The following is an 18,145-nucleotide window of genomic DNA, read 5'->3' on the forward strand; positions in this document are numbered from 1 at the left end:
CTCCACCCCGTTCCTCGGCGGCGGCGGTCCACCTCGCCGCCGAGGAACGGGGTGGAGTTCATCAGGCCGAACGCGGCGTGGGCCAGCACCCGCGCCTCGCCGTCGGGCATGCCCGGGTGCAGCGCGGTCAGCACGGTCACCCACTCCTCGACGTAGAGCCGCTGGAGCCGGCGGATCCGGCGGCGCGGCTCGTCCGGCAGGCGGTCAAGCTCGTGCAGGTGCAGGGCGATCACCGCCGGATTCGCCAGGGCGAAGTCGACGTGGAAGTCGATCAACGACTCCAGCGCGGCGCGCGGGTCGTCCGGGTGGCCGGCGGAGCGCTCCCGGCCGCCGGCGAGCAGCCCCTCGCTGACCGGGATCAGCGCGGCGACCAGCATCGCCTCCTTGCCGGCGAAGTGGTGGTAGAGCGCCGGGCCGGTGACCCCGGCGGCCGCGCCGATGTCGTCCATCGAGACGCCGTGGTAGCCGCGCGCGGCGAAGAGGCCGACCGCGATCTCCAGGATCTCGTCCCTGCGGGACCGGCGCCGACCCGACCCCGTGGCCCCGTTCGTGCCCCGTGCCTGCTGCTCCACCGTCACCAGGCAAGCGTAGACCGCGCGCCGCACCACGTGGAGGCTCGGTTACCCGTCGGTTGGGTCACTCGCGGCTTGACCCTCGACCCGGTCGAGCCCGCAGGGTCGCCGGCATGACCGCACCCCGGCTCGGCCGCGACTACCACCTGCTCTGGTCCGCCGCCGTCTCGTCCCGGTTCGGCGACGCCCTGCGTACGCCGGCCCTGGCCCTGCTGGCCGCCACGCTGACCCGGGACCCGCGGGTGATCGCCGCGGTGACCGTCGCCGCCCAGTTGCCGCCGCTGCTGTTCGGCCTGCTCGGCGGCGTGTACGCGGACCGCTGGGACCGGCGCCGGACGATGGCGGCGGCGGACGGGCTGCGCGCCGCCGTGGTGGGCGGGCTCGCCGTCGCGGTCGCCGTCGACCGGGCCGGGGTGGCCGCGCTCCTGCTGGTCGCGTTCCTGCTCGCCACGCTCGGCACGCTCTTCGACGCCGCCGCGTTCGCGCTGCTCCCGGCGGTGGTGCCGGCAGCCGCCCTGCCCCGGGCGAACGGCCGGTTGCAGGCCGGCACGGCGGTGGCCGGCGGCTTCCTCGGCGCCCCCGCCGCCGGCGTCCTCTTCGCCGTCGCCGCACCGCTGCCGTTCGCCCTGGACGCCCTCACCTTCGTCGCCGCCGCCCTGCTCGTCCTCGCCCTCCGCCCGGGCGCGCCGGCCCGGCCGTCCGGTGCGCCGCCGGCCGGACCCCGCCCCACGATCGCCGGGCCGGGCGGCGAGCGCCGGGCGGAATCGGGCCAGCGGCGGCGGTCGGTGTGGCGGGAGGCGGCGGACGGGGTGCGGTGGCTCCGCGGCGACCGCACCATGTGGCGGATCACCGTGCTGACCGCGGCGAGCAACCTGGCGATCAGCGGACTGATGGCGGTGCTGGTGCTATACGCGCTCGACGTGCTGCGGGTGCCGCCGGCCGGGTACGGCGGGTTCGCCGCGGCGGCCGTCCTCGGCGGGGTGGCGGGTGCGCTGGGCGCGGGCCGGCTGGCCGGTTGGCTGGGCACCACGGCCGCCCTGCGGGTGGTGCTCGCCGCGCAGACCGTCGCCCTGACCGCGTTCGCGCTGGCCCGGCACCCGGTGACCGGCGGGCTCGCGCTGGCCGTCTTCGCCGCCGGCAGCACCGTGTGGAACAGCCTCTGGGTGTCGTACGGGCAGCTCCACGTGCCGACTGACCTGCTGGGCCGGGTGGGCGCGGCCCAGCGGGTGGTCGGGCTGCTCACCGCACCGGTCGGCGCGGTGCTGGCCGGGCTGCTCGGGGCGGCGTACGGCACGGTGCCCGTGGCGGCGGCGGTGGCGGCGATCTTCGCGCTGGTCACCCTCGCGGCGTGGCGGGTGCTGCGACCGGCCGCCCCGCCGCCGCCGGCCGCCCCGCCCACCACCGCCGGGACAGCAGCCCGGCCAGCGCCGCACCCGTCGCGTTGAGCAGCAGCGATCGCCGGGGGGATCCCCAATCGGTGCAGCCGGGGCAGCACGTCGGAGACGGCGGAACCCGACCGCCGCCGGGCCGCCGGAGCGATCCGGCGGCCCGGCTCCACGGTCGGGTCGGGGCCGGTCAGCCGCCGACGTAGGCCGCCAGGTGCTCGCCGGTGAGGGTGGAGCGGGCCGCGACGAGGTCGGCGGGGGTGCCCTCGAAGACGATCCGGCCACCGTCGTGACCGGCGCCGGGGCCGAGGTCGATGATCCAGTCGGCGTGCGCCATGACCGCCTGGTGGTGCTCGATGACGATCACCGACTTGCCGGCGTCGACAAGCCGGTCGAGCAGGCCGAGCAGTTGCTCGACGTCGGCGAGGTGGAGGCCGGTGGTCGGCTCGTCGAGGATGTAGACGCCACCCTTCTCGGCCATGTGGGTGGCCAGCTTGAGCCGCTGCCGCTCGCCGCCGGAGAGCGTGGTGAGCGGCTGGCCGAGGCTGAGGTAGCCGAGCCCGACGTCGGCGAGCCGGTCGAGGATGGCGTGCGCGGCCGGCGTACGCGCCTCGCCGGCGCCGAAGAACTCCTCGGCCTCGGTCACCGACATGGCGAGCACCTCGGCGATGTTGCGGCCGCCCAGCGTGTACTCCAGCACCGCCGCCTGGAACCGCTTCCCCTCGCACTCCTCGCAGACGGACTCGACGGTGGCCATGACGCCCAGGTCGGTGTAGATGACCCCGGCGCCGTTGCAGGCCGGGCAGGCGCCCTCCGAGTTGGCGCTGAACAGCGCCGGCTTCACCCCGTTGGCCTTGGCGAACGCCTTGCGGATCGGGTCGAGCAGGCCGGTGTAGGTGGCCGGGTTGCTGCGCCGCGACCCGCGGATCGCGCCCTGGTCGACCACCACCACGCCGTCGCGGCCGGCGACCGAGCCGTGGATCAGCGAGCTCTTGCCGGAGCCGGCGACGCCGGTGAGCACGCAGAGCACGCCGAGTGGGATGTCGACGTCGACGTCGCGCAGGTTGTGCGTCGACGCGCCGCGGACCTCCAGCGCGCCGGCGGGCTTACGCACCGACTTCTTCAGGCTCGCCCGGTCGTCGAGGTGCCGGCCGGTGATGGTGTCGCTCGCCCGCAGCCCCTCCACCGTGCCCTCGAAGCAGATGGTGCCGCCGCCCGTACCGGCCCCGGGGCCGAGGTCGACGACGTGGTCGGCGATCGCGATGGTCTCCGGCTTGTGCTCGACCACCAGCACCGTGTTGCCCTTGTCGCGCAGCCGCAGCAGCAGCTCGTTCATCCGCTGGATGTCGTGCGGGTGCAGGCCGATGGTGGGCTCGTCGAAGACGTACGTGACGTCGGTGAGCGACGAGCCGAGGTGGCGGATCATCTTGGTGCGCTGGGCCTCGCCACCGGAGAGGGTGCCGGCCGGCCGGTCGAGCGAGAGGTAGCCCAACCCGATCTCGGTGAACGAGTCGAGCAGGTGCTGGAGCCGGCCGAGCAGCGGGGCCACCGAGGGCTCGTCGAGCTTGCGGATCCAGTCGGCCAGGTCGCTGATCTGCATCGCGCAGACGTCGGCGATGCTCTTCCCGTTGATCTTCGAGGACCGCGCCTCCTTGCTCAGGCGGGTGCCGTCGCACTCGGGACAGGTCGTGAAGGTCACCGCCCGCTCCACGAAGGCGCGGATGTGCGGCTGCATCGACTCGACGTCCTTGGCGAGCATCGACTTCTGGATCTTGGGGATGATGCCCTCGTAGGTCAGGTTGATGCCCTCAACCTTGATCTTGGTGGGCTCCCGGTAGAGCAGGTCGTGCAGCTCCTTCTTGCCGTACTTGCCGATCGGCTTGTCCATGTCGAAGTAGCCGCTGCCGCTGAAGATCCGGCCGTACCAGCCGTCCATGCTGTAGCCGGGGACCTTGAGTGCGCCCTCGCTGAGCGACTTGGTCTCGTCGTAGAGCGCCGACAGGTCGAAGTCGTTGACCGAGCCCATGCCCTCGCAGCGCGGACACATGCCGCCGAGGCGGTGGAAGGTCGCCTTCTCGGTCTTCGTCTTGCCGGCACCGCGCTCGACGGTGATGGCGCCGCTCGCCTTCACCGATGGGACGTTGAACGAGTACGCGTTGGGCGAGCCGATGTGCGGCTGGCCGAGCCGGCTGAACAGGATGCGCAGCATCGCGTTGGCGTCGGTGGCGGTGCCGACGGTGGAGCGGGGGTTCGCACCCATCCGCTCCTGGTCCACGATGATCGCGGTGGTCAGGCCGTCGAGCACGTCGACCTCGGGCCGCGACAGCGACGGCATGAAGCCCTGCACGAACGCGCTGTAGGTCTCGTTGATCATCCGCTGCGACTCGGCGGCGATCGTGCCGAACACCAGCGAACTCTTGCCCGAGCCGGAGACACCGGTGAACACCGTCAGCCGGCGCTTCGGGATCTCGATGCTGACGTCCTTGAGGTTGTTCTCCCGCGCGCCCTGCACCCGGATCAGGTCGTGGCTGTCGGCGGCCTGCCGCTCCGGCGATCGGGTGTCCGTCCTCGTGGCCCTGCTCATCGTGTCTCCATCTGTAGCGGGGTGGCCGCCTTCGCGGTGTTCGCCGGCGTAGCCCGGCCCGGGCTCAGCGCAGCTCCTGAATGCGGATCATGTTGCCGGCCGGGTCGCGGAACGCACAGTCGCGGACGCCGTACGGCTGCTCGGTCGGCTCCTGGACCACCTCGGTGCCGGTGGATTCCAGCTTGGCGAAGGTGCCGTCGAGGTCGGTGGTGGCCAGGTTGACGCCGAAGTAGCTGCCCTTGGCCATCAGTTCGAGGATGGTCTGCCGCTCCTCGTCGGTGAGGCCGGGGGTGGCGGTCGGCGGGTGCAGGACGATGGCCGTGTCGGGCTGGCCGGCCGGGCCGACCGTGATCCAGCGCATCCCCGCGTGTCCGACGTCGCCGCGGACCTCGAAGCCGAGGACGTCGCGGTAGAAGGTCAGGGAGGCGTCCGGGTCGGTGTGCGGGAGGAAGCTGGCGTGAATTGTGATGTCCATGCCGGTCACGCTAGTTGCGGCTCGCGGGCCGGCGCTTCTCGATTCCTGACCGGTCTGGTCACCTGTTTCGCCACGCACGCCGGCATGCCAGCGGTCCCGTGCGCCGCCCGCCGCCGGTAGACGCTGGGCGGCACGCCGACCAGTTCGGTGAACCGGGTGCTGAAGGTGCCCAGTGACGAGCAGCCGACCGCGAAACAGACCTCGGTGACGCTGAGGTCACCGCGACGCAGCAGCGCCATCGCCCGCTCGATGCGCCGGGTCATCAGGTAGCTGTACGGCGACTCGCCGTAGGCGAGCCGGAACTGGCGGCTGAGGTGCCCGGCGGACATGTTCACCCCGCGGGCGAGCGCCTCGACGTCCAGCGGCTGCGCGTACTCCCGGTCGATCCGGTCGCGGACACGGCGCAGCCGCGCCAGGTCGCGCAGGTGCTGCTCCGGGTCGGCCTTGCTGGTCACCTACGAAATCGTGCCACGTCCCGGCCAGAGTTGCGAAGCAGGCCGCGCGGCCTGGCGCCGGCAGGCCCACCGCGCGGGCAGGGCGGCCAGCGCCGGCGGGCGCGCCGGCAGGCCGGGAGCTACGGGTGCGCCGCCGGTCGGGCACCCCGCGGGCGCTGGTCGAGCCCGGAGAGGCGCAGCGCGACCCGGTGCCGGGCCGGCGGCAGCACGGAGATCAGCCGGAACAGCAGGTTCCGGGCCGGCCGGCGGGACGGCGGCAGGGTGGCCAGCCGGGTCAGCCGGTCGGCGAAGCCGACCACCTCCTCGGCCATCGGCCGGCGCCGGGCCGCGTACCCGTCGAGCAGCGTCTCGGGGCCACCTGCGAGCACGTCGGCGAGGGTGCTGCCGAGGTCGACCGCGTCCACGATGCCGAGGTTCATCCCCTGCCCACCGGCCGGGCTGTGCACGTGCCCGGCGTCGCCGGCGAGCAGCACCGGCCCGGCCCGGAAGGTGTCGGCGATCCGGTGGTGCAGCCGGAACCGGGAACTCCAGAGCACCTCGGTCACCCGGTCGGGGCGCCGGGCCGGCCCGCGCTCGTCGAGCAGCGCCTGGAAGTACCCGGCGTCCGGGTCGGCGGGCGCCTCGTCGACCGCGGCGACCAGCCGGACCACCCCGTCGGGCAGCGGCGCCCAGACCAGCGGGCCGGAGCGGGCGAGGAAGAGGGCCACCTGGTCGCGGGGCAGCGCGCTGGTCACCCGGACGTCGGCGAGGGCGAACGACTCCGCGCCGGTGGCCGGCCCGGAGAAGCCGATGCCGGCCTGTTCCCGTACGAGGCTGCGCATGCCGTCCGCGCCGACCAGGTAGCGGGCCCGCACGGTCGCCCCGCCCGCGAAGGCGACCGTGGCGCCGGCGCCGTCGACGGCCAGCCCGGTCACCTGGTACGGCCGCAGCACGCTCACCCCGAGCGCGGCGAGTTCCCCGGTGAGCACCTCCTCGGTGACCGACTGGGAGACCATCAGCGCGTAGGCGTGCCGCGACGGCAGGGTGCGGAACGGCACGGTGAGCAGCACCCGGTCGCGGTCGCGCACGGTGAACCCCGGCGAGCGCAGCCCGCGCGCGATGAGCGGAGCGGCGGCGCCGATCCGGTCCAGCTCCTCCAGGGTGTACGCGTGCACGACCGCCGCCCGGGAGGTGACCGGCGGCCGCTCCAACCGGTCGACGACGGTCACCTCGGCCCCGCGCCGGGCCAGCGTGAGCGCGGCGGTCAGCCCGGTCGGACCGGCCCCCACCACCAGGACGTCCGTGCTCGTGGGCAGCATGACCGCACCTCCTGATCTATGCCAACACGTGTTGGCCAACGTATGTTGGCAACGCTAGACCCGTCTCCGCTGGAGTGTCAACAGTTGTTGGCATACGGTCGTAGGCATGACCGAGCCGACCGCGACCCGTCCCCGCCGCTCCGACGCCACGAGGGCCGCGATCCTCCGTGCCGCCCGGGAACGCTTCGCCGCGGAGGGCTACGACCGGGCCACCATCCGGGCCATCGCGGCCGACGCGCGGATCGACCCGTCGATGGTGATGCGCTACTACGGCAGCAAGGAGGGGCTGTTCGCCGCCGCCGCCGAGTTCGACCTGCGGCTGCCCGACCTGGCCGACGTGCCGCCCCACCAGCTCGGCGAGGTGCTGGTCCGGCACTTCCTCGACCGCTGGGAGAGTGACGAGACGATGGCCGCGCTGCTGCGTACGGCGGCCACCAACCCGGGCGCGGCCGAGCGGATCCGGGCCATCTTCGCCGAGCAGGTCGCTCCGGCGGTGGCCCAGGCCGCGCCCGCGGACCTGCCCCGGCGGGCCGGGCTGTTCGCCAGCCAGATGCTCGGGCTGGCGCTCACCCGCTACGTGCTACGGCTGCCGCCCATGGTCGAGATGGAGCGGGCCGACCTGGTCGCCTGGGTCGCGCCGACCGTCCAGCGCTACCTGCTGGGCACCCCCGGCGCCTGACCGCCCAACCTTTTCCAAGTTCCGGTGCGTCTGGCTGGTGACGCCGAACGCGGCGGCCGGCCGGAGGGAGGGTGGATGGCACCGGCGACGACCGACGACGGACGGGACGGCTACGTCCGCTTCGTCGAGGCGCACCAGCACCGGCTGCTGCGCGCCGCGTACCTGATCTGCGGCAACCGGCACCAGGCCGAGGACCTGCTCCAGGACGCGCTGCTCAAGCTCGCGCTGCGCTGGCCGGCGGTGCGCGACGGCGACCCGGCCGCGTACGTGCGGGCGATCCTCTACCGGGACGCGGTCTCCTGGTGGCGGCGGCGCCGGCGGGAGTGGCTGGCGGCGTACCCGCCGGAGCGGGCGGCCCGGGACCGGGACGGGGAGCTGCGGCTCGCCCTGCACGCCGCCCTCGGTCAACTGCCGCCCCGGCAGCGCGCGGTGCTGGTGCTGCGCTACTTCGAGGACCTGACCGAGACGGCCACCGCCGAGGCGCTCGGGGTCACCGTCGGCACGGTGAAGAGCCAGTGCCACGCGGCCCTGCGCCGGCTCCGTGAGGTGGCGCCCGAGCTGGGCCGCGAGGACGGCCTGCCCAGCGGGATGGAGGTGAACCCGTGAGCGAAGAGGAGCTGACCCGGCTGCTGACCCGGGCCGCCGAGGACGTCCGACCGGCGCATCCCGCGTCCGCCGGCTGGGAGCGGGCCCGCCGCGTCCGGCGCAACCGCCGGGCCGCCGGCGCCGCCGCGGTGGCGGTGGTCCTGCTCTCCGGCGGTACGGCGCTGGCCCTGCGCCCCGCCGACGGGCCGGCGCCGATCACGCCCGCCACGCCGACCGTACGCCCGGTGCCGAGCGCGTCGCCGGTGCAACGGCCGCCGGAACGGCTGAGCTATCCCGGTGACCCGCTCGGCCGCCTCGGCGACCCGGTGGCCGCGCCGCTCTCCGCCCGCCCGGTCCGCCAGGCGCTGGCGCTCTACCAGCCGGTCGACCCGGCGACCGGCGTCGAGGGGCGGATCCGGGTGCTCGGCGACGACGGCATCGTGCGCGACCTCGACGTGTTCACCCCGGCCCGCACCCGGGACGCCGACGGCAACGCGGCGGTGCCGCTGAAGACCGGCAGCCTCTCCCCGGACGGGCGGCTGGCCGCCTTCGCCCAGACCGACCTGGTCGCCGTGGTCGACCTGACCACCGCGATGGTCAGCCGCTACCCGCTCAAGGGCTACCTGGAGCACGTCCTCTGGGCCGGCGACCGGCTCCTGGTCGGCGACGAAGCCAACACGTACGAGGTGGACCGGAACAGCGGGGCCAGCCGGAAGCTGCGGGCGTACCCCTGGGATCTGGTCGCCCCCGACCCCGCGCAACCGACGGACGGCCTGCTGGAGGTGGGTGGCGCCGTGACGAGCCTGCGGGTGCGGCAGTGGAGCGGCGACGAGACGATGCGCGGCGACACCCGGCTCGACCTGCGCGCGCTGCCCAGCGGCAACCGGGTCGACGAGTTCTACGGGCGCGGCTGGCAGCGCGGCGACCTGGTGGCCCGGGCCGGCTGGCTCACCACCGGCCAGTTCCAGGGGGTCGAGGGAGTGGCGGTGCTGAACGCCCGCACCGGCGTGGTGACCCGCCTGCTCGACCTGGGCCGGGACCGCTGGAAGAGCTGCTGCGAGGTGCTCGGCTGGGACGCCGGCGGCGCGGTGCTGCTCCGCCACGATCCGGGCGGGCTGCTGCGCTGGCAGCCGGAGACCGGGGAGATCACCGGGGTGGTCCGCGACCTGTACGGCGAGGTTTCCCTCGCCGCCGGCTGAGCCGCGTCGCACCGCCCCGGGGCCGTACCGCCGGAGGGGCCGGACCCCGCGCGACCGGAACCGGTGCGCGGGGGCCGCCCGACCGCTCAGCTCTCCAGCCCGCCGGGCTGGTCGCCCTTCACGACGGGGGCGCGGACCAGGTTGCCCCACTCGGTCCACGAGCCGTCGTAGTTGCGCACCTGCGGGTAGCCGAGCAGGTGGCGCAGCACGAACCAGGTGTGGCTGGACCGCTCGCCGATCCGGCAGTACGCCACGATGTCGTCGGCCGGGCTCAGCCCGAGCTGGTCGGCGTAGATGGCCTTCAGCTCGTCGGGCGACTTGAAGGTGCCGTCGTCGTTGGCGGCGGACTTCCACGGCTTGTTGACCGCGCCCGGGATGTGCCCGCCGCGCAGCGCGCCCTCCTGCGGGTAGTCCGGCATGTGCAGCATCTCGCCGGTGTACTCGCCGGGCGAGCGGACGTCGACCAGCGGCCGGCCGGCCGCCACGTGCGCCATCACCTGCTCGCGGTAGGCCCGGATCGGCGCGTCGTCGCGCTGCGGCACCGGGTAGTCGGCGCGCGGCCGGGTCACCTTGTCGCGGGTCAGCTCCCGCCCCTCGGCGATCCACTTCTGCCGGCCGCCGTCGAGCAGCCGCACGTCCGGGTGGCCGAAGAGGGAGAAGACCCAGAGGGCGTACGCGGCCCACCAGTTGAAGTTGTCGCCGTAGAAGATGACAGTGTCGTCCCGGCCGATGCCCTTCGCGGCGCAGAGTTCGGCGAAACTCTTCGCATCGAGGTAGTCGCGGGTCACCTGGTCGTTCAGCTCCAGGTGCCAGTCGATCTTCACGGCGCCGGGGAGGTGGCCGGTGTCGTAGAGCAGTACATCCTCGTCGCACTCGACCACGACGAGGCCCTCGTCGCCCAGATGCTCGGCCAGCCAGCCGGTGGTGACCAGCCGCTGCGGGTCCGCGTAGGACTGGAGTCGGGGATCGGGATCGCTCGGCACAGACATGATCCCCAAGGTACGCCCGATCAGCCGGCACCGACCCCGCATCGAGAACCGGACGCCGACCCCCGAGGAGATCTTGGTAGAAATTGGCCCCGGGAGGGGCCGTTTCCTACCAAGATCTCGTTCGGTCAGTCGGTGATCGGGGCCAACGTGGGGCGCTTCGCCGTGACGGTGTCGCCGGAGGAGCGGCCGGTGAGGCGGCGCTTGATCCAGGGGGTCAGGTGCTGGCCGACCCAGCGCAGGTCGTCCGCGCGGGCGGCCAGCCACGGCTTGGGCAGCGGGCGGTCGGGCACCAGCAGCCACTCGTCGTCGCAGCCGACGCCGAGCGCGCCCAGCACCTGCGCGGCCACCCGCCGGTGCCCGGCCGGGGAGAGGTGCAGCCGGTCGGTGCTCCACAGCATCGGGTTGAGGTAGGTGTCGTCGGCGTACAGGTCGACCAGGATCGCGCCGTGCCGCTCGGCGGTCTCGCCCACCGCCCGGTTGAGCAGTTCCACCCGGGGCGCGACGAGCCGCTGCCCGGGCAGCCGGGCCATCACGTCGGCGAACCGGAAGAGGATCACGTCGGCGCCGCCGGAGCGCAGCTCCCGCACCACGTCGTCGAAGCGGGCGACCAGGGCGTCCGGGTCGAAGGTGCGGCGGAGCACGTCGTTGCCGCCGGCCGCGAAGCTGATCAGATCCGGCTTCATGGCGACCGCCTCGGGCACCTGGTTGGCCACCACGTCCGGGAAGAGCCGGCCCCGGATGGCCAGGTTCGCGTACCGGAAGTCGGGGCCGGCCTCGGCGGCGAGCCGGGTGGCGACCAGGTCGGCCCAGCCCCGGTAGGTGCCGTCCGGGTACGGGTCGTCCATCCCCTCGGTGAAGCTGTCCCCCACCGCCACGTAACTGCGCCAGCGCACGTCTGCCACTCCGGCCTCCGGGTCCGATCCGCGTCGGTCGGTCAGTCTTCCACCGGCCGGGCGCCGTGGTGGCCCGGCCACCGGGTCGGTGTGGCGACCCCCACGCCGGACGACGGAACGGCGGGCCACCCCCCGTCGGTATGGCCCGCCGTTCCCGTTCGTGCCGTGAGTCAGAGCAGCTGACCCCACGGGGTGCCGGCCGGCACCTTGAGACCGCCCAGCACCCGGCTATCCGCGGCGTACCGGACCAGCCGGTAGGCGGGCGCGTCGTCGCCGTAGGTGCCGGTACGGGGGGTGCGGGTGCTGTCCACGGGTGCCTCTCGGGAGTGGATCACGTTGTGATGCCACCCAAGACGCGTCCCTTCCGGACCTCAGTTGCCGCCGATCACTGCTGTTATCCGACAGTTCTTTCCGGTCGGGGCGGCAACCATCGGGGCGTCGGCGAGCGTCGTGGCCGCTCACCGCTCGCCGTCGGCCGGCTCGACCACCGGCCGCCGGTACGGCCCCCAGGCGACGAACCGCTCGAACAGTTCACGCGGGGTCGGGCCGTCGTGTGGGTTCAGCCGGAACAGGTCGTGGGTCGCCTCGTGGTAGAGCCCGGAGAGGTAGACGGCCAGGTCGACGGGGCGGCCGTCGTACTCGACCCGGAGCAGCAGCCGCGCCTCGGCGCACGGCCAGGGCCGCATCCACATCATCCCGGCGGACGTCGCCGTGCACGTCGGACTCGCCGGTCCATTCACCCTCGCGCGGGGTGGCGATGGTGGATGGGTTGGTCACCTGGAAAACCAGCTCGGCGGCACATCGATCGACCAGGACAACGACGTGGCTATTCTGATCGCGAGATGGGAGAGCGTCCGCAGCGAGGCCCTACCTCAGCGGCAGTCCGCCGAGCTGATGAAGGATGTGATGGCGCAATGGACTTGACCGTCGCGCAGTGGCGCAAGTCCTCCCGCAGCGGCAACGGCGAGTGCGTCGAGGTGGCCGACAACCTGCCGGGCGTCGTCCTGGTGCGGGACAGCAAGGATCCGTCCGGCCCGGTACTCACCGTCGGCCCGCACAGCTGGCGGGCGTTCGTCGACTTCGCGCGGCGGCGCTGAGGCGTACGCCAGATCGGCGATCTGGCGGCATCGCCGCGCCGCCGACACCCCCACCTCGCCGACACGGAGTCGATCAGCCCGCCGGGGCCCCGGCAAAGTCGTGACGGTGTCTGACTTGTGGGGCTTGGAGTAGAAGCGCCGCAGCTGTGTTCCGTGACAGCACCGCTTCCAGCCTCCCAAGCCGGGCAGTCGCGCAGCGGCGGGACTGCCGAGGTGACGCCCAACTGGCCGTTCAGAACGTTCGCGGCGCCTGAACATCTCGGCCTGTTCGTTGAATTCGGGTCAACGACCCTAGTTCGATCTTGGCTTGATGGGTGCTGCCGGCCGCCGAAGACTCGATGTCATCACTGCTTCGACTCCTACCGATGGGAAGCCACGCATGAACATCGAAAGCACCGTCGAGCCGGGCGCGCCGGCGGGCACGCGGCCCCGAACCACGAGTACTCGAACTCGTCCAGCGAACCCGTTGCTGGTGGGCTGCGGTATCGCCGCGGGCCCGCTGTTCCTGGCGGCGGGCGTGATCCAGGGCCTGACCCGCGAGGGCTTCGACTTCACCCGCAACGCCATCAGCCAGCTCAGCCTCGGAGATCTGGGCTGGATCCAGGTGATGAATTTCGTCGTCTGCGGAATGCTGATCATTGCTGGCGCGGTCGGCCTGCGGCGGGCGCTGCCGGACGGGCCAGGCACCACCTGGGCACCCCCACTGGTCACCGTGTTCGGCGCCTCATTCCTGGTCAGCGCGGTGTTCGCCGCCGACCCCGGTGCCGGCTTCCCCGACGGCACCCCCGACGGCCCGACCACCTCTCTCAGCACCCACGGCGCCGTCCACATGGCCGGCGGCATGATCGGCTACCTGGCGTTGTGCGCGGCGTTCATCGCGCTCGCGCGTCGCTTCTCCGCCCAGGGCCGGCGTGGCTGGGCGCTGGCTTCTCGCATCGTTCCGGTGGTCGTCGTCGCCGGTTTCGTCGGTTCGGCGGCAAGCGTCCTGCTCTTCTTCACCGGAGCGGCCCTGGGTCTTGTGTGGCTCTCCGCGACGATCGCCAGGCTCGCCACGACGACGTCGAGCAGACGGTGATCGACCGACGCTTCGACCGTTGAGCGGGCGAGATCTACCTCAGGCGGCGGTGAGCAAGTCCGGGTCCACTGCCTGCAACAGCTGGCGGATCATCGCCTCCAACGGACGCCGGTCCGGGGCGATACCCAACGCGAGCGCGGTCGTAGCCGGAACGTCAGCGATCCACTCGGCGATCGCAGTGTACGAGCGGTAGCCAGTCACCACCTCTCGCCCGCCCTGCTCCCACCAGCAGGGGCGCTTCTACACCAAGCGGATCAAGCCGGACACACCCTCACGATCTTGCCGGGGCCCTGATCAGCCCGCCGCCCGGGTGGCCCGGCCGCCGATCTCGCGCAGGTGGGCGACCAGCTCCGGCGGTTCGTGCACCTCGAACTCGCAGCCGAGCGTCAGCAACCGCCAGGCCAGCCATTCCAGGGTGTCGCTGTGGCTGGTCAGCCGGCAGCTCCGCGCGTCGATTGGCACCAGGTCCGCCGGCGAGTCGCCGACCCGGCCGGCCACCGTCTCGACGGGTGCGTGCAGGGTCGCCACCGCCCGGTACACCGGGGTCAGCTCAGTCAGCTTGTCGGTCACGTACGCGGCGGCGTCGGCGGCCGGCAACTCCCGCGCGGCGGTACGCACCCCGATCGAGACCGGCTCGCTGATCCGGTCCACCCGGAACATCCGCCAGTCGTCCCGGTCGTTGTCGTAGCCGACCAGGTACCACCGGCGCCCGGCCGACACCAGCCGGTGCGGCTCCACCCGGCGTTCACCGGTCACGCCGTCGTGGCGGCGGTAGCTGAACCGCAGCCGCTCGCGGTTGGCGATCGCGGCGGCCAGCCCGGTCAGCTGCTCCGGGTCCACCGTCGGTCGGCTCCAGGTCAGCAGCGGTTCGGTGGCCGCGCCGAGCGCACCGACCCGGTGCCGCAGCCGGGTCGGCAACACCTGCTCCAGCTTGGCCAGTGCGCGTACCGATGCCTCCTCGATGCCGGCGACCGCGTGCCCGGCGGCGGTACGCAGCCCCACCGCGATGGCCAGCAGTGGATGGGCGGCGGCGTCGACCACCACGCGCTGCTGCGGGCCGCGCCGCAGACCTTCGCGTACGCCTGGCAGGACTCGCCGGTCGGGCTGCTGGCCTGGCTGGTGCAGAAGTTCAAGGAGTTCACCATCACGGCGGCCACGCCCGAGCAGGCCATCGCCCGCGACCAGATCCTGACCAACGCGACGCTGTGGTGGCTGACCGGCACCGCCGGCACCTCGTCCTGGTTCATGTACGACAACACCGCGTTCGCCTGGCCCAAGGGGCAGGACCGGGTGCCCAGCGGCGTCTACGGGGGCGGCCCGGCGCTCATCCGCCGCCTCGCCGAGCGACACAACACGATCATCCACTGGCCGGAGGGAAACCCCGGCGGCCACTTCGTGGCGATGGAGGTGCCGCAGGCGCACGCGGCCGACATCCGGACCTTCTTCGGGAAGCTGCGATGACCAAGCTGACCTGGTCGCAGGTCTGCGCCCGCCGGCTCCACCGGCACGCCCTCGCCACCCAGGCCGGTCCGGCGGGCGCGGTGGCCGGCGTGGTATCCGCGATCTGCGGCGCGCACGCCCAGGTCGCCTCGGCCGCCGAGCTCTCGATCGGGCTGCGGGTCGCCGGTGCCACCCGTACCACCGTGCGGCAGGCCCTGTGGACGGACCGCACGCTGGTCAAGACGCGCGGGCCGCGCGGCACCGTGCACCTGCTCGCCGCCGCTGACCTGCCGATGTGGACCGGGGCGCTGGCCGCGATCCCGGCGCCGCCACACGAGCAGGCCCGCACCCTGCTCAGCCCGGAGCAGACCGAGCAGGTGGTGGCGGCCATCGCGGACGCGCTGCGCGACGCCGAACTGACCACCGCCGAGTTGACCGAGGAGGTGGTGGCCCGCACCGGCCCGTGGGCCGGCGACCGGGTGATGGACGCGTTCCAGGACAAGTGGCCGCGGTGGATCGCCGCGATGGAGGCCGCCACCCGCCGTGGGGCGATGTGCTTCGGCCCGAACCGGGGCCGCACCAGCACCTACACCAGCCCGGCGCGCTGGCTGCCCGGATTCACTCCGATGGCCGAACCGGCCGCGCTCGCCGAACTGGTGCGCCACTACCTGTACGCGTACGGGCCGGCCACCTCGGCGCACTTCGCGCAGTGGCTGTCGGTGCCCCGGCGATGGGCGGCGGACCTGTTCGCGTCGCTTGACCTGGACCAGGTCACCGTCCAGGGCACCCCGGCCTGGGTGGCGGCCGGCGACACCCACTTCCCGCCGGACGGCCCGAGCGGGGTGCGGCTGCTGCCGTACTTCGACGTGTACCAGGTCGGCTGCCATCCCCGTGAGCTGCTCTTCCCCGGCGAGGTCGGGCAGCGGGCGCTGGCTCGCGGCCAGGCCGGCAACTATCCGGTGCTGCTGGTGGACGGGACGGTCGCCGGGGTGTGGCACCAGCGCCGCTCCGGCCGCACCATCCACGTCACCGTGGAGCCGATGACGCCGCTGCGCGCCGCGACCCAGCAGGCGCTGGAGGCGCAGGTCGAGCGGGTCGGCGAGATCCTGGAGGGCCGGCCGGCGCTGACCATCGGCCCGGTCAGCGTCGGCCCGCACGCCTGACGTCGCCACGTTCAAAGATGCCGACTGTTGCGCCTTGAGCGCCGACAGAGAGCAGTTTTCGTAGGTTCTTGACGATAATGGGGCTATGATCGCAGCCTAGATGGGGGGACAAACGTGCTGATCCGATTCGAGGTTGCGAACTTCCGGTCGATCCTCGACCCGGTCGAGCTGAGCATGGTCGCGATCGACCAGGACCGCCCCGCGGCACGTCCTGTCCCCAACATCAATGAAAGTCTTCTGTCGGTCGCCGCGATCTTCGGCCCTAACGCCTCCGGGAAGTCAAACGTCATCGCGGCGATGACGTGGCTGCGGAACGCCGTCTGGGAGTCACTCCGCTTCTGGGATGACGCAGTGCCCGTAGAGCCCTTCGCCTTCGCTGACGGCCCCAACCGATTCTCAGCGTTCACCCTGGAGGCTGTCATCCGCGGCGTGCGCTTCGAGTACGTGGTGGAGGTTGACCGCGAGGCGGTGCGCTACGAGGCACTGTTCCACTATCCCGAGAAGAAGCGACGGAGGGTGTTCGAGCGCGAAGGCACCAATCTCACGCTCCAACGCGGCCTCGGGAGACTGTCCGGCACGCGGGAACTGCTGACCGACCGCGCGTTGGCGCTCTCCATCGCACGACGGTTCGACGAGCCTCTCATCTCCGACCTTGCCAGTTTCATCCTGAACATCCAGACCTTCGGCCAACGGATCAATCGTCGGTCGCTGGGTTCGCCGACCTTCGGCGCAACGACTCGGCGCTGGTTCGAGGAACCGGACGGCAACGACCAGCCGGTCCTACCCGGCTTCAGCGACCCCCGCGACGAGTTCAAGGCCGACCGGGCCCAGGCGCTTGCCCTGCTGCGAATGGCGGACCTCGGCATTGATGACGTGGTGATCGACGAACATGAGGTCGCCTTTCCGGGCGTCGACCCGGAGGCGGGCCGGGTGCGCAAGCAGCGGCGGATCCGCCTCGTGCATCGCGCCGCCAACGAGCGGGTCCCTTTCGACCTTTCGGCTGAGTCGGAGGGCACCCGCACCTGGTTCCAGCTCATCGGTCCGGTACTTGGCGCACTGAAGACAGGGTCCCTCCTGCTGTTCGACGAGTTGGACGCCAGTCTTCACCCGACCCTCTCCGCCGAGGTGATCCGATTGTTCTGCGACCCTGTCACCAACCCGTCGGGCGCGCAGCTGGTCTTCACGTCACACGACACGAGCCTGCTCAACCACCTCAACCGTGACGAAGTGTGGCTGACGGAAAAGGGTCAGGACGGTTCGACCCGCCTCGGTGCCCTCGCAGAGTTCGCCGGTGAGCGAGTCCGCCGATCACAAAACCTCGAGAGGGCGTACCTGCACGGCAGATTCGGCGCGCTCCCTGAGGTCGACCGCACCGGCGTACTCCGCACACTCGGTCTGATCGGCTGAGATGGCACCGAGAAGAACCCGGGCGAAGGACCTTCGCCGCCCGGTCGCCAGACGGCCCGAACGCAGGACAATCGTCGTCTTCTGCGAGGGCGAGGCTTCGGAACCTGACTACATCAACGCCCTCAAGAGCCTACCCGAGGTACGCGGCAACACCGCAGTGACAGTCGAGATCGACCCCAGGCAGGGAGCACCGATCACGCTCGTTCAGCGGGCCGTGGCACGGAACGAGGACGAAGAGGTGGACGAGTGCTGGTGTGTGTTCGACGTCGAATGGCCGCAGAACCATCCTCGCCTTGGCGAGGCGATCCGTCTCGCTACCGCCCACGGAGTTCGGCTGGCTGTCTCCAACCCCTGCTTTGAGCTGTGGCTGATACTTCACTTCCAAGAGCAGACCGCCTTCATCAACACCACTGAGGCAGAACGCATGAGCCGGCGGCTGGACGGCCGGCCTGGCAAGCGGATAGACGCCATGCCTTACATGGCGCATCGCAAGGATGCGGCTCGTCGCGCCGCCTCCCTCGATGAGCGACATGCCAGGAACCAAACGGTGTTCCCCGACGACAATCCCTCGTCGACCATGTACCAGCTTCTCGCGGCGATCGAGCCCGATACCGATAGCTGACCGCTGGATTCGATCAGCACGAAGCCGACGCGGGCCGCCCCTCGTCGGGACGGCCGCGCGCACGTGGGCTTGCTCAGCCGCCGACCCCGATGATCTGCATCCCGGGTTCCGCAGTTCGTAGACACATGAGCTCGGTCCGTCTCGGGTTTGTGCTGGTTACGGGCCTGCGGTTGGCCGGGATCCGGTGTACGGGGTCGAAAGTGTGGTAACACGACTGGAAGGCTTTC

At 72.3% G+C, this 18,145-nt stretch carries 22 protein-coding genes; 11 read left to right on the forward strand and 11 right to left on the reverse strand.

Going from position 1 to position 18,145, the window contains the following annotated elements; translation table 11 throughout:
• Positions 1-578: TetR/AcrR family transcriptional regulator (locus DLJ47_RS08520; RefSeq protein ID WP_109899528.1), on the reverse strand; the 578-nt coding region annotated here is incomplete at its 3' end.
• 107 nt (positions 579-685) lie between these two features.
• On the opposite strand from DLJ47_RS08520, the gene DLJ47_RS08525 reads away from it, so the two are divergent.
• Positions 686-2,017, forward strand: a complete 1,332-nt coding sequence (locus DLJ47_RS08525) for an MFS transporter (RefSeq protein WP_109899514.1) — start codon at positions 686-688, stop codon at positions 2,015-2,017.
• 130 nt (positions 2,018-2,147) lie between these two features.
• Here DLJ47_RS08525 and DLJ47_RS08530 read toward each other — a convergent pair whose 3' ends face one another.
• The 4 genes from DLJ47_RS08530 to DLJ47_RS08545 form a co-directional block, all read right to left on the reverse strand.
• Complete coding sequence (locus DLJ47_RS08530; RefSeq protein WP_109899515.1) at positions 2,148-4,541, reverse strand: ATP-binding cassette domain-containing protein; 2,394 nt, start codon at positions 4,539-4,541, stop codon at positions 2,148-2,150.
• Between the two features lie 64 nt (positions 4,542-4,605).
• A complete protein-coding gene (locus DLJ47_RS08535) occupies positions 4,606-5,016 on the reverse strand; it encodes a VOC family protein (RefSeq protein WP_109899529.1) in 411 nt (136 codons plus the stop codon).
• 5 nt (positions 5,017-5,021) lie between these two features.
• The gene (locus DLJ47_RS08540) at positions 5,022-5,471 is read right to left on the reverse strand and encodes a helix-turn-helix transcriptional regulator (RefSeq protein ID WP_109899516.1); all 450 of its coding nucleotides are present in this window, start codon (positions 5,469-5,471) and stop codon (positions 5,022-5,024) included.
• A gap of 119 nt (positions 5,472-5,590) precedes the next feature.
• Positions 5,591-6,769 (reverse strand): FAD-dependent oxidoreductase, encoded by a 1,179-nt coding sequence (locus DLJ47_RS08545; RefSeq protein ID WP_109899517.1) that lies wholly within the window; start codon positions 6,767-6,769, stop codon positions 5,591-5,593.
• A 106-nt stretch (positions 6,770-6,875) separates the two neighbouring features.
• Here DLJ47_RS08545 and DLJ47_RS08550 point away from each other — a divergent pair, with 106 nt between their 5' ends.
• The 3 genes from DLJ47_RS08550 to DLJ47_RS08560 all read left to right on the forward strand — a co-directional run bounded on the left by DLJ47_RS08550 (position 6,876) and on the right by DLJ47_RS08560 (position 9,232).
• A complete protein-coding gene (locus DLJ47_RS08550) occupies positions 6,876-7,448 on the forward strand; it encodes a TetR/AcrR family transcriptional regulator (protein WP_109899518.1) in 573 nt (190 codons plus the stop codon).
• A 75-nt stretch (positions 7,449-7,523) separates the two neighbouring features.
• A complete protein-coding gene (locus DLJ47_RS08555) occupies positions 7,524-8,054 on the forward strand; it encodes a SigE family RNA polymerase sigma factor (protein WP_088996733.1) in 531 nt (176 codons plus the stop codon).
• The gene (locus DLJ47_RS08560; protein WP_109899519.1) at positions 8,051-9,232 is read left to right on the forward strand and encodes a hypothetical protein; all 1,182 of its coding nucleotides are present in this window, start codon (positions 8,051-8,053) and stop codon (positions 9,230-9,232) included. The genes DLJ47_RS08555 and DLJ47_RS08560 overlap by 4 nt, the downstream gene beginning before the upstream one ends.
• A gap of 86 nt (positions 9,233-9,318) precedes the next feature.
• On the opposite strand, the gene DLJ47_RS08565 is transcribed toward DLJ47_RS08560, so the two are convergent.
• From DLJ47_RS08565 to DLJ47_RS08575, 4 genes are all read right to left on the reverse strand, one after another.
• On the reverse strand, positions 9,319-10,221 hold the full coding sequence (locus DLJ47_RS08565; protein ID WP_109899520.1) for a sulfurtransferase: 903 nt from the start codon (positions 10,219-10,221) through the stop codon (positions 9,319-9,321).
• A 125-nt stretch (positions 10,222-10,346) separates the two neighbouring features.
• Positions 10,347-11,114, reverse strand: a complete 768-nt coding sequence (locus tag DLJ47_RS08570; protein WP_109899521.1) for an SGNH/GDSL hydrolase family protein — start codon at positions 11,112-11,114, stop codon at positions 10,347-10,349.
• 170 nt (positions 11,115-11,284) lie between these two features.
• Positions 11,285-11,449, reverse strand: a complete 165-nt coding sequence (locus tag DLJ47_RS35670) for a hypothetical protein (protein WP_158289801.1) — start codon at positions 11,447-11,449, stop codon at positions 11,285-11,287.
• Positions 11,450-11,572: 123 nt separating this feature from the next.
• Complete coding sequence (locus DLJ47_RS08575) at positions 11,573-11,854, reverse strand: hypothetical protein (protein WP_446723543.1); 282 nt, start codon at positions 11,852-11,854, stop codon at positions 11,573-11,575.
• On the opposite strand from DLJ47_RS08575, the gene DLJ47_RS08580 reads away from it, so the two are divergent.
• From DLJ47_RS08580 to DLJ47_RS08590, 3 genes are all read left to right on the forward strand, one after another.
• Positions 11,826-12,038 (forward strand): Scr1 family TA system antitoxin-like transcriptional regulator, encoded by a 213-nt coding sequence (locus tag DLJ47_RS08580; RefSeq protein WP_233257727.1) that lies wholly within the window; start codon positions 11,826-11,828, stop codon positions 12,036-12,038. The genes DLJ47_RS08575 and DLJ47_RS08580 overlap by 29 nt on opposite strands.
• Positions 12,029-12,211, forward strand: a complete 183-nt coding sequence (locus DLJ47_RS08585) for a DUF397 domain-containing protein (protein ID WP_109899523.1) — start codon at positions 12,029-12,031, stop codon at positions 12,209-12,211. The genes DLJ47_RS08580 and DLJ47_RS08585 overlap by 10 nt, the downstream gene beginning before the upstream one ends.
• Positions 12,212-12,590: 379 nt before the next feature.
• A complete protein-coding gene (locus DLJ47_RS08590) occupies positions 12,591-13,286 on the forward strand; it encodes a DUF998 domain-containing protein (RefSeq protein ID WP_109899524.1) in 696 nt (231 codons plus the stop codon).
• A 39-nt stretch (positions 13,287-13,325) separates the two neighbouring features.
• On the opposite strand, the gene DLJ47_RS36235 is transcribed toward DLJ47_RS08590, so the two are convergent.
• Together DLJ47_RS36235 and DLJ47_RS08595 are read right to left on the reverse strand one after the other, a co-directional pair.
• Entirely contained in the window at positions 13,326-13,487 is a 162-nt protein-coding gene (locus DLJ47_RS36235; RefSeq protein WP_199235756.1) for a hypothetical protein, read from the reverse strand.
• A 93-nt stretch (positions 13,488-13,580) separates the two neighbouring features.
• Complete coding sequence (locus tag DLJ47_RS08595) at positions 13,581-14,327, reverse strand: helix-turn-helix transcriptional regulator (RefSeq protein ID WP_233257728.1); 747 nt, start codon at positions 14,325-14,327, stop codon at positions 13,581-13,583.
• Here DLJ47_RS08595 and DLJ47_RS36730 point away from each other — a divergent pair.
• The 4 genes from DLJ47_RS36730 to DLJ47_RS08610 all read left to right on the forward strand — a co-directional run bounded on the left by DLJ47_RS36730 (position 14,307) and on the right by DLJ47_RS08610 (position 17,918).
• Positions 14,307-14,747 (forward strand): hypothetical protein, encoded by a 441-nt coding sequence (locus DLJ47_RS36730; protein WP_233257729.1) that lies wholly within the window; start codon positions 14,307-14,309, stop codon positions 14,745-14,747. The genes DLJ47_RS08595 and DLJ47_RS36730 overlap by 21 nt on opposite strands.
• Complete coding sequence (locus tag DLJ47_RS08600) at positions 14,744-15,889, forward strand: winged helix DNA-binding domain-containing protein (protein WP_109899525.1); 1,146 nt, start codon at positions 14,744-14,746, stop codon at positions 15,887-15,889. Before DLJ47_RS36730 ends, DLJ47_RS08600 begins: the two co-directional genes overlap by 4 nt.
• Before the next feature lie 114 nt (positions 15,890-16,003).
• The gene (locus DLJ47_RS08605; RefSeq protein ID WP_109899526.1) at positions 16,004-17,296 is read left to right on the forward strand and encodes an AAA family ATPase; all 1,293 of its coding nucleotides are present in this window, start codon (positions 16,004-16,006) and stop codon (positions 17,294-17,296) included.
• 1 nt (position 17,297) lies between these two features.
• Positions 17,298-17,918: an RloB family protein gene (locus DLJ47_RS08610; RefSeq protein WP_109899527.1), complete on the forward strand. Its 621-nt coding sequence runs from the start codon at positions 17,298-17,300 to the stop codon at positions 17,916-17,918.
• Positions 17,919-18,145: the final 227 nt, after the last annotated feature.

The organism is Micromonospora sp. S4605 (assembly GCF_003176715.1).
In the GTDB taxonomy this organism is placed as follows: Bacteria; Actinomycetota; Actinomycetes; order Mycobacteriales; family Micromonosporaceae; genus Micromonospora; species Micromonospora echinaurantiaca.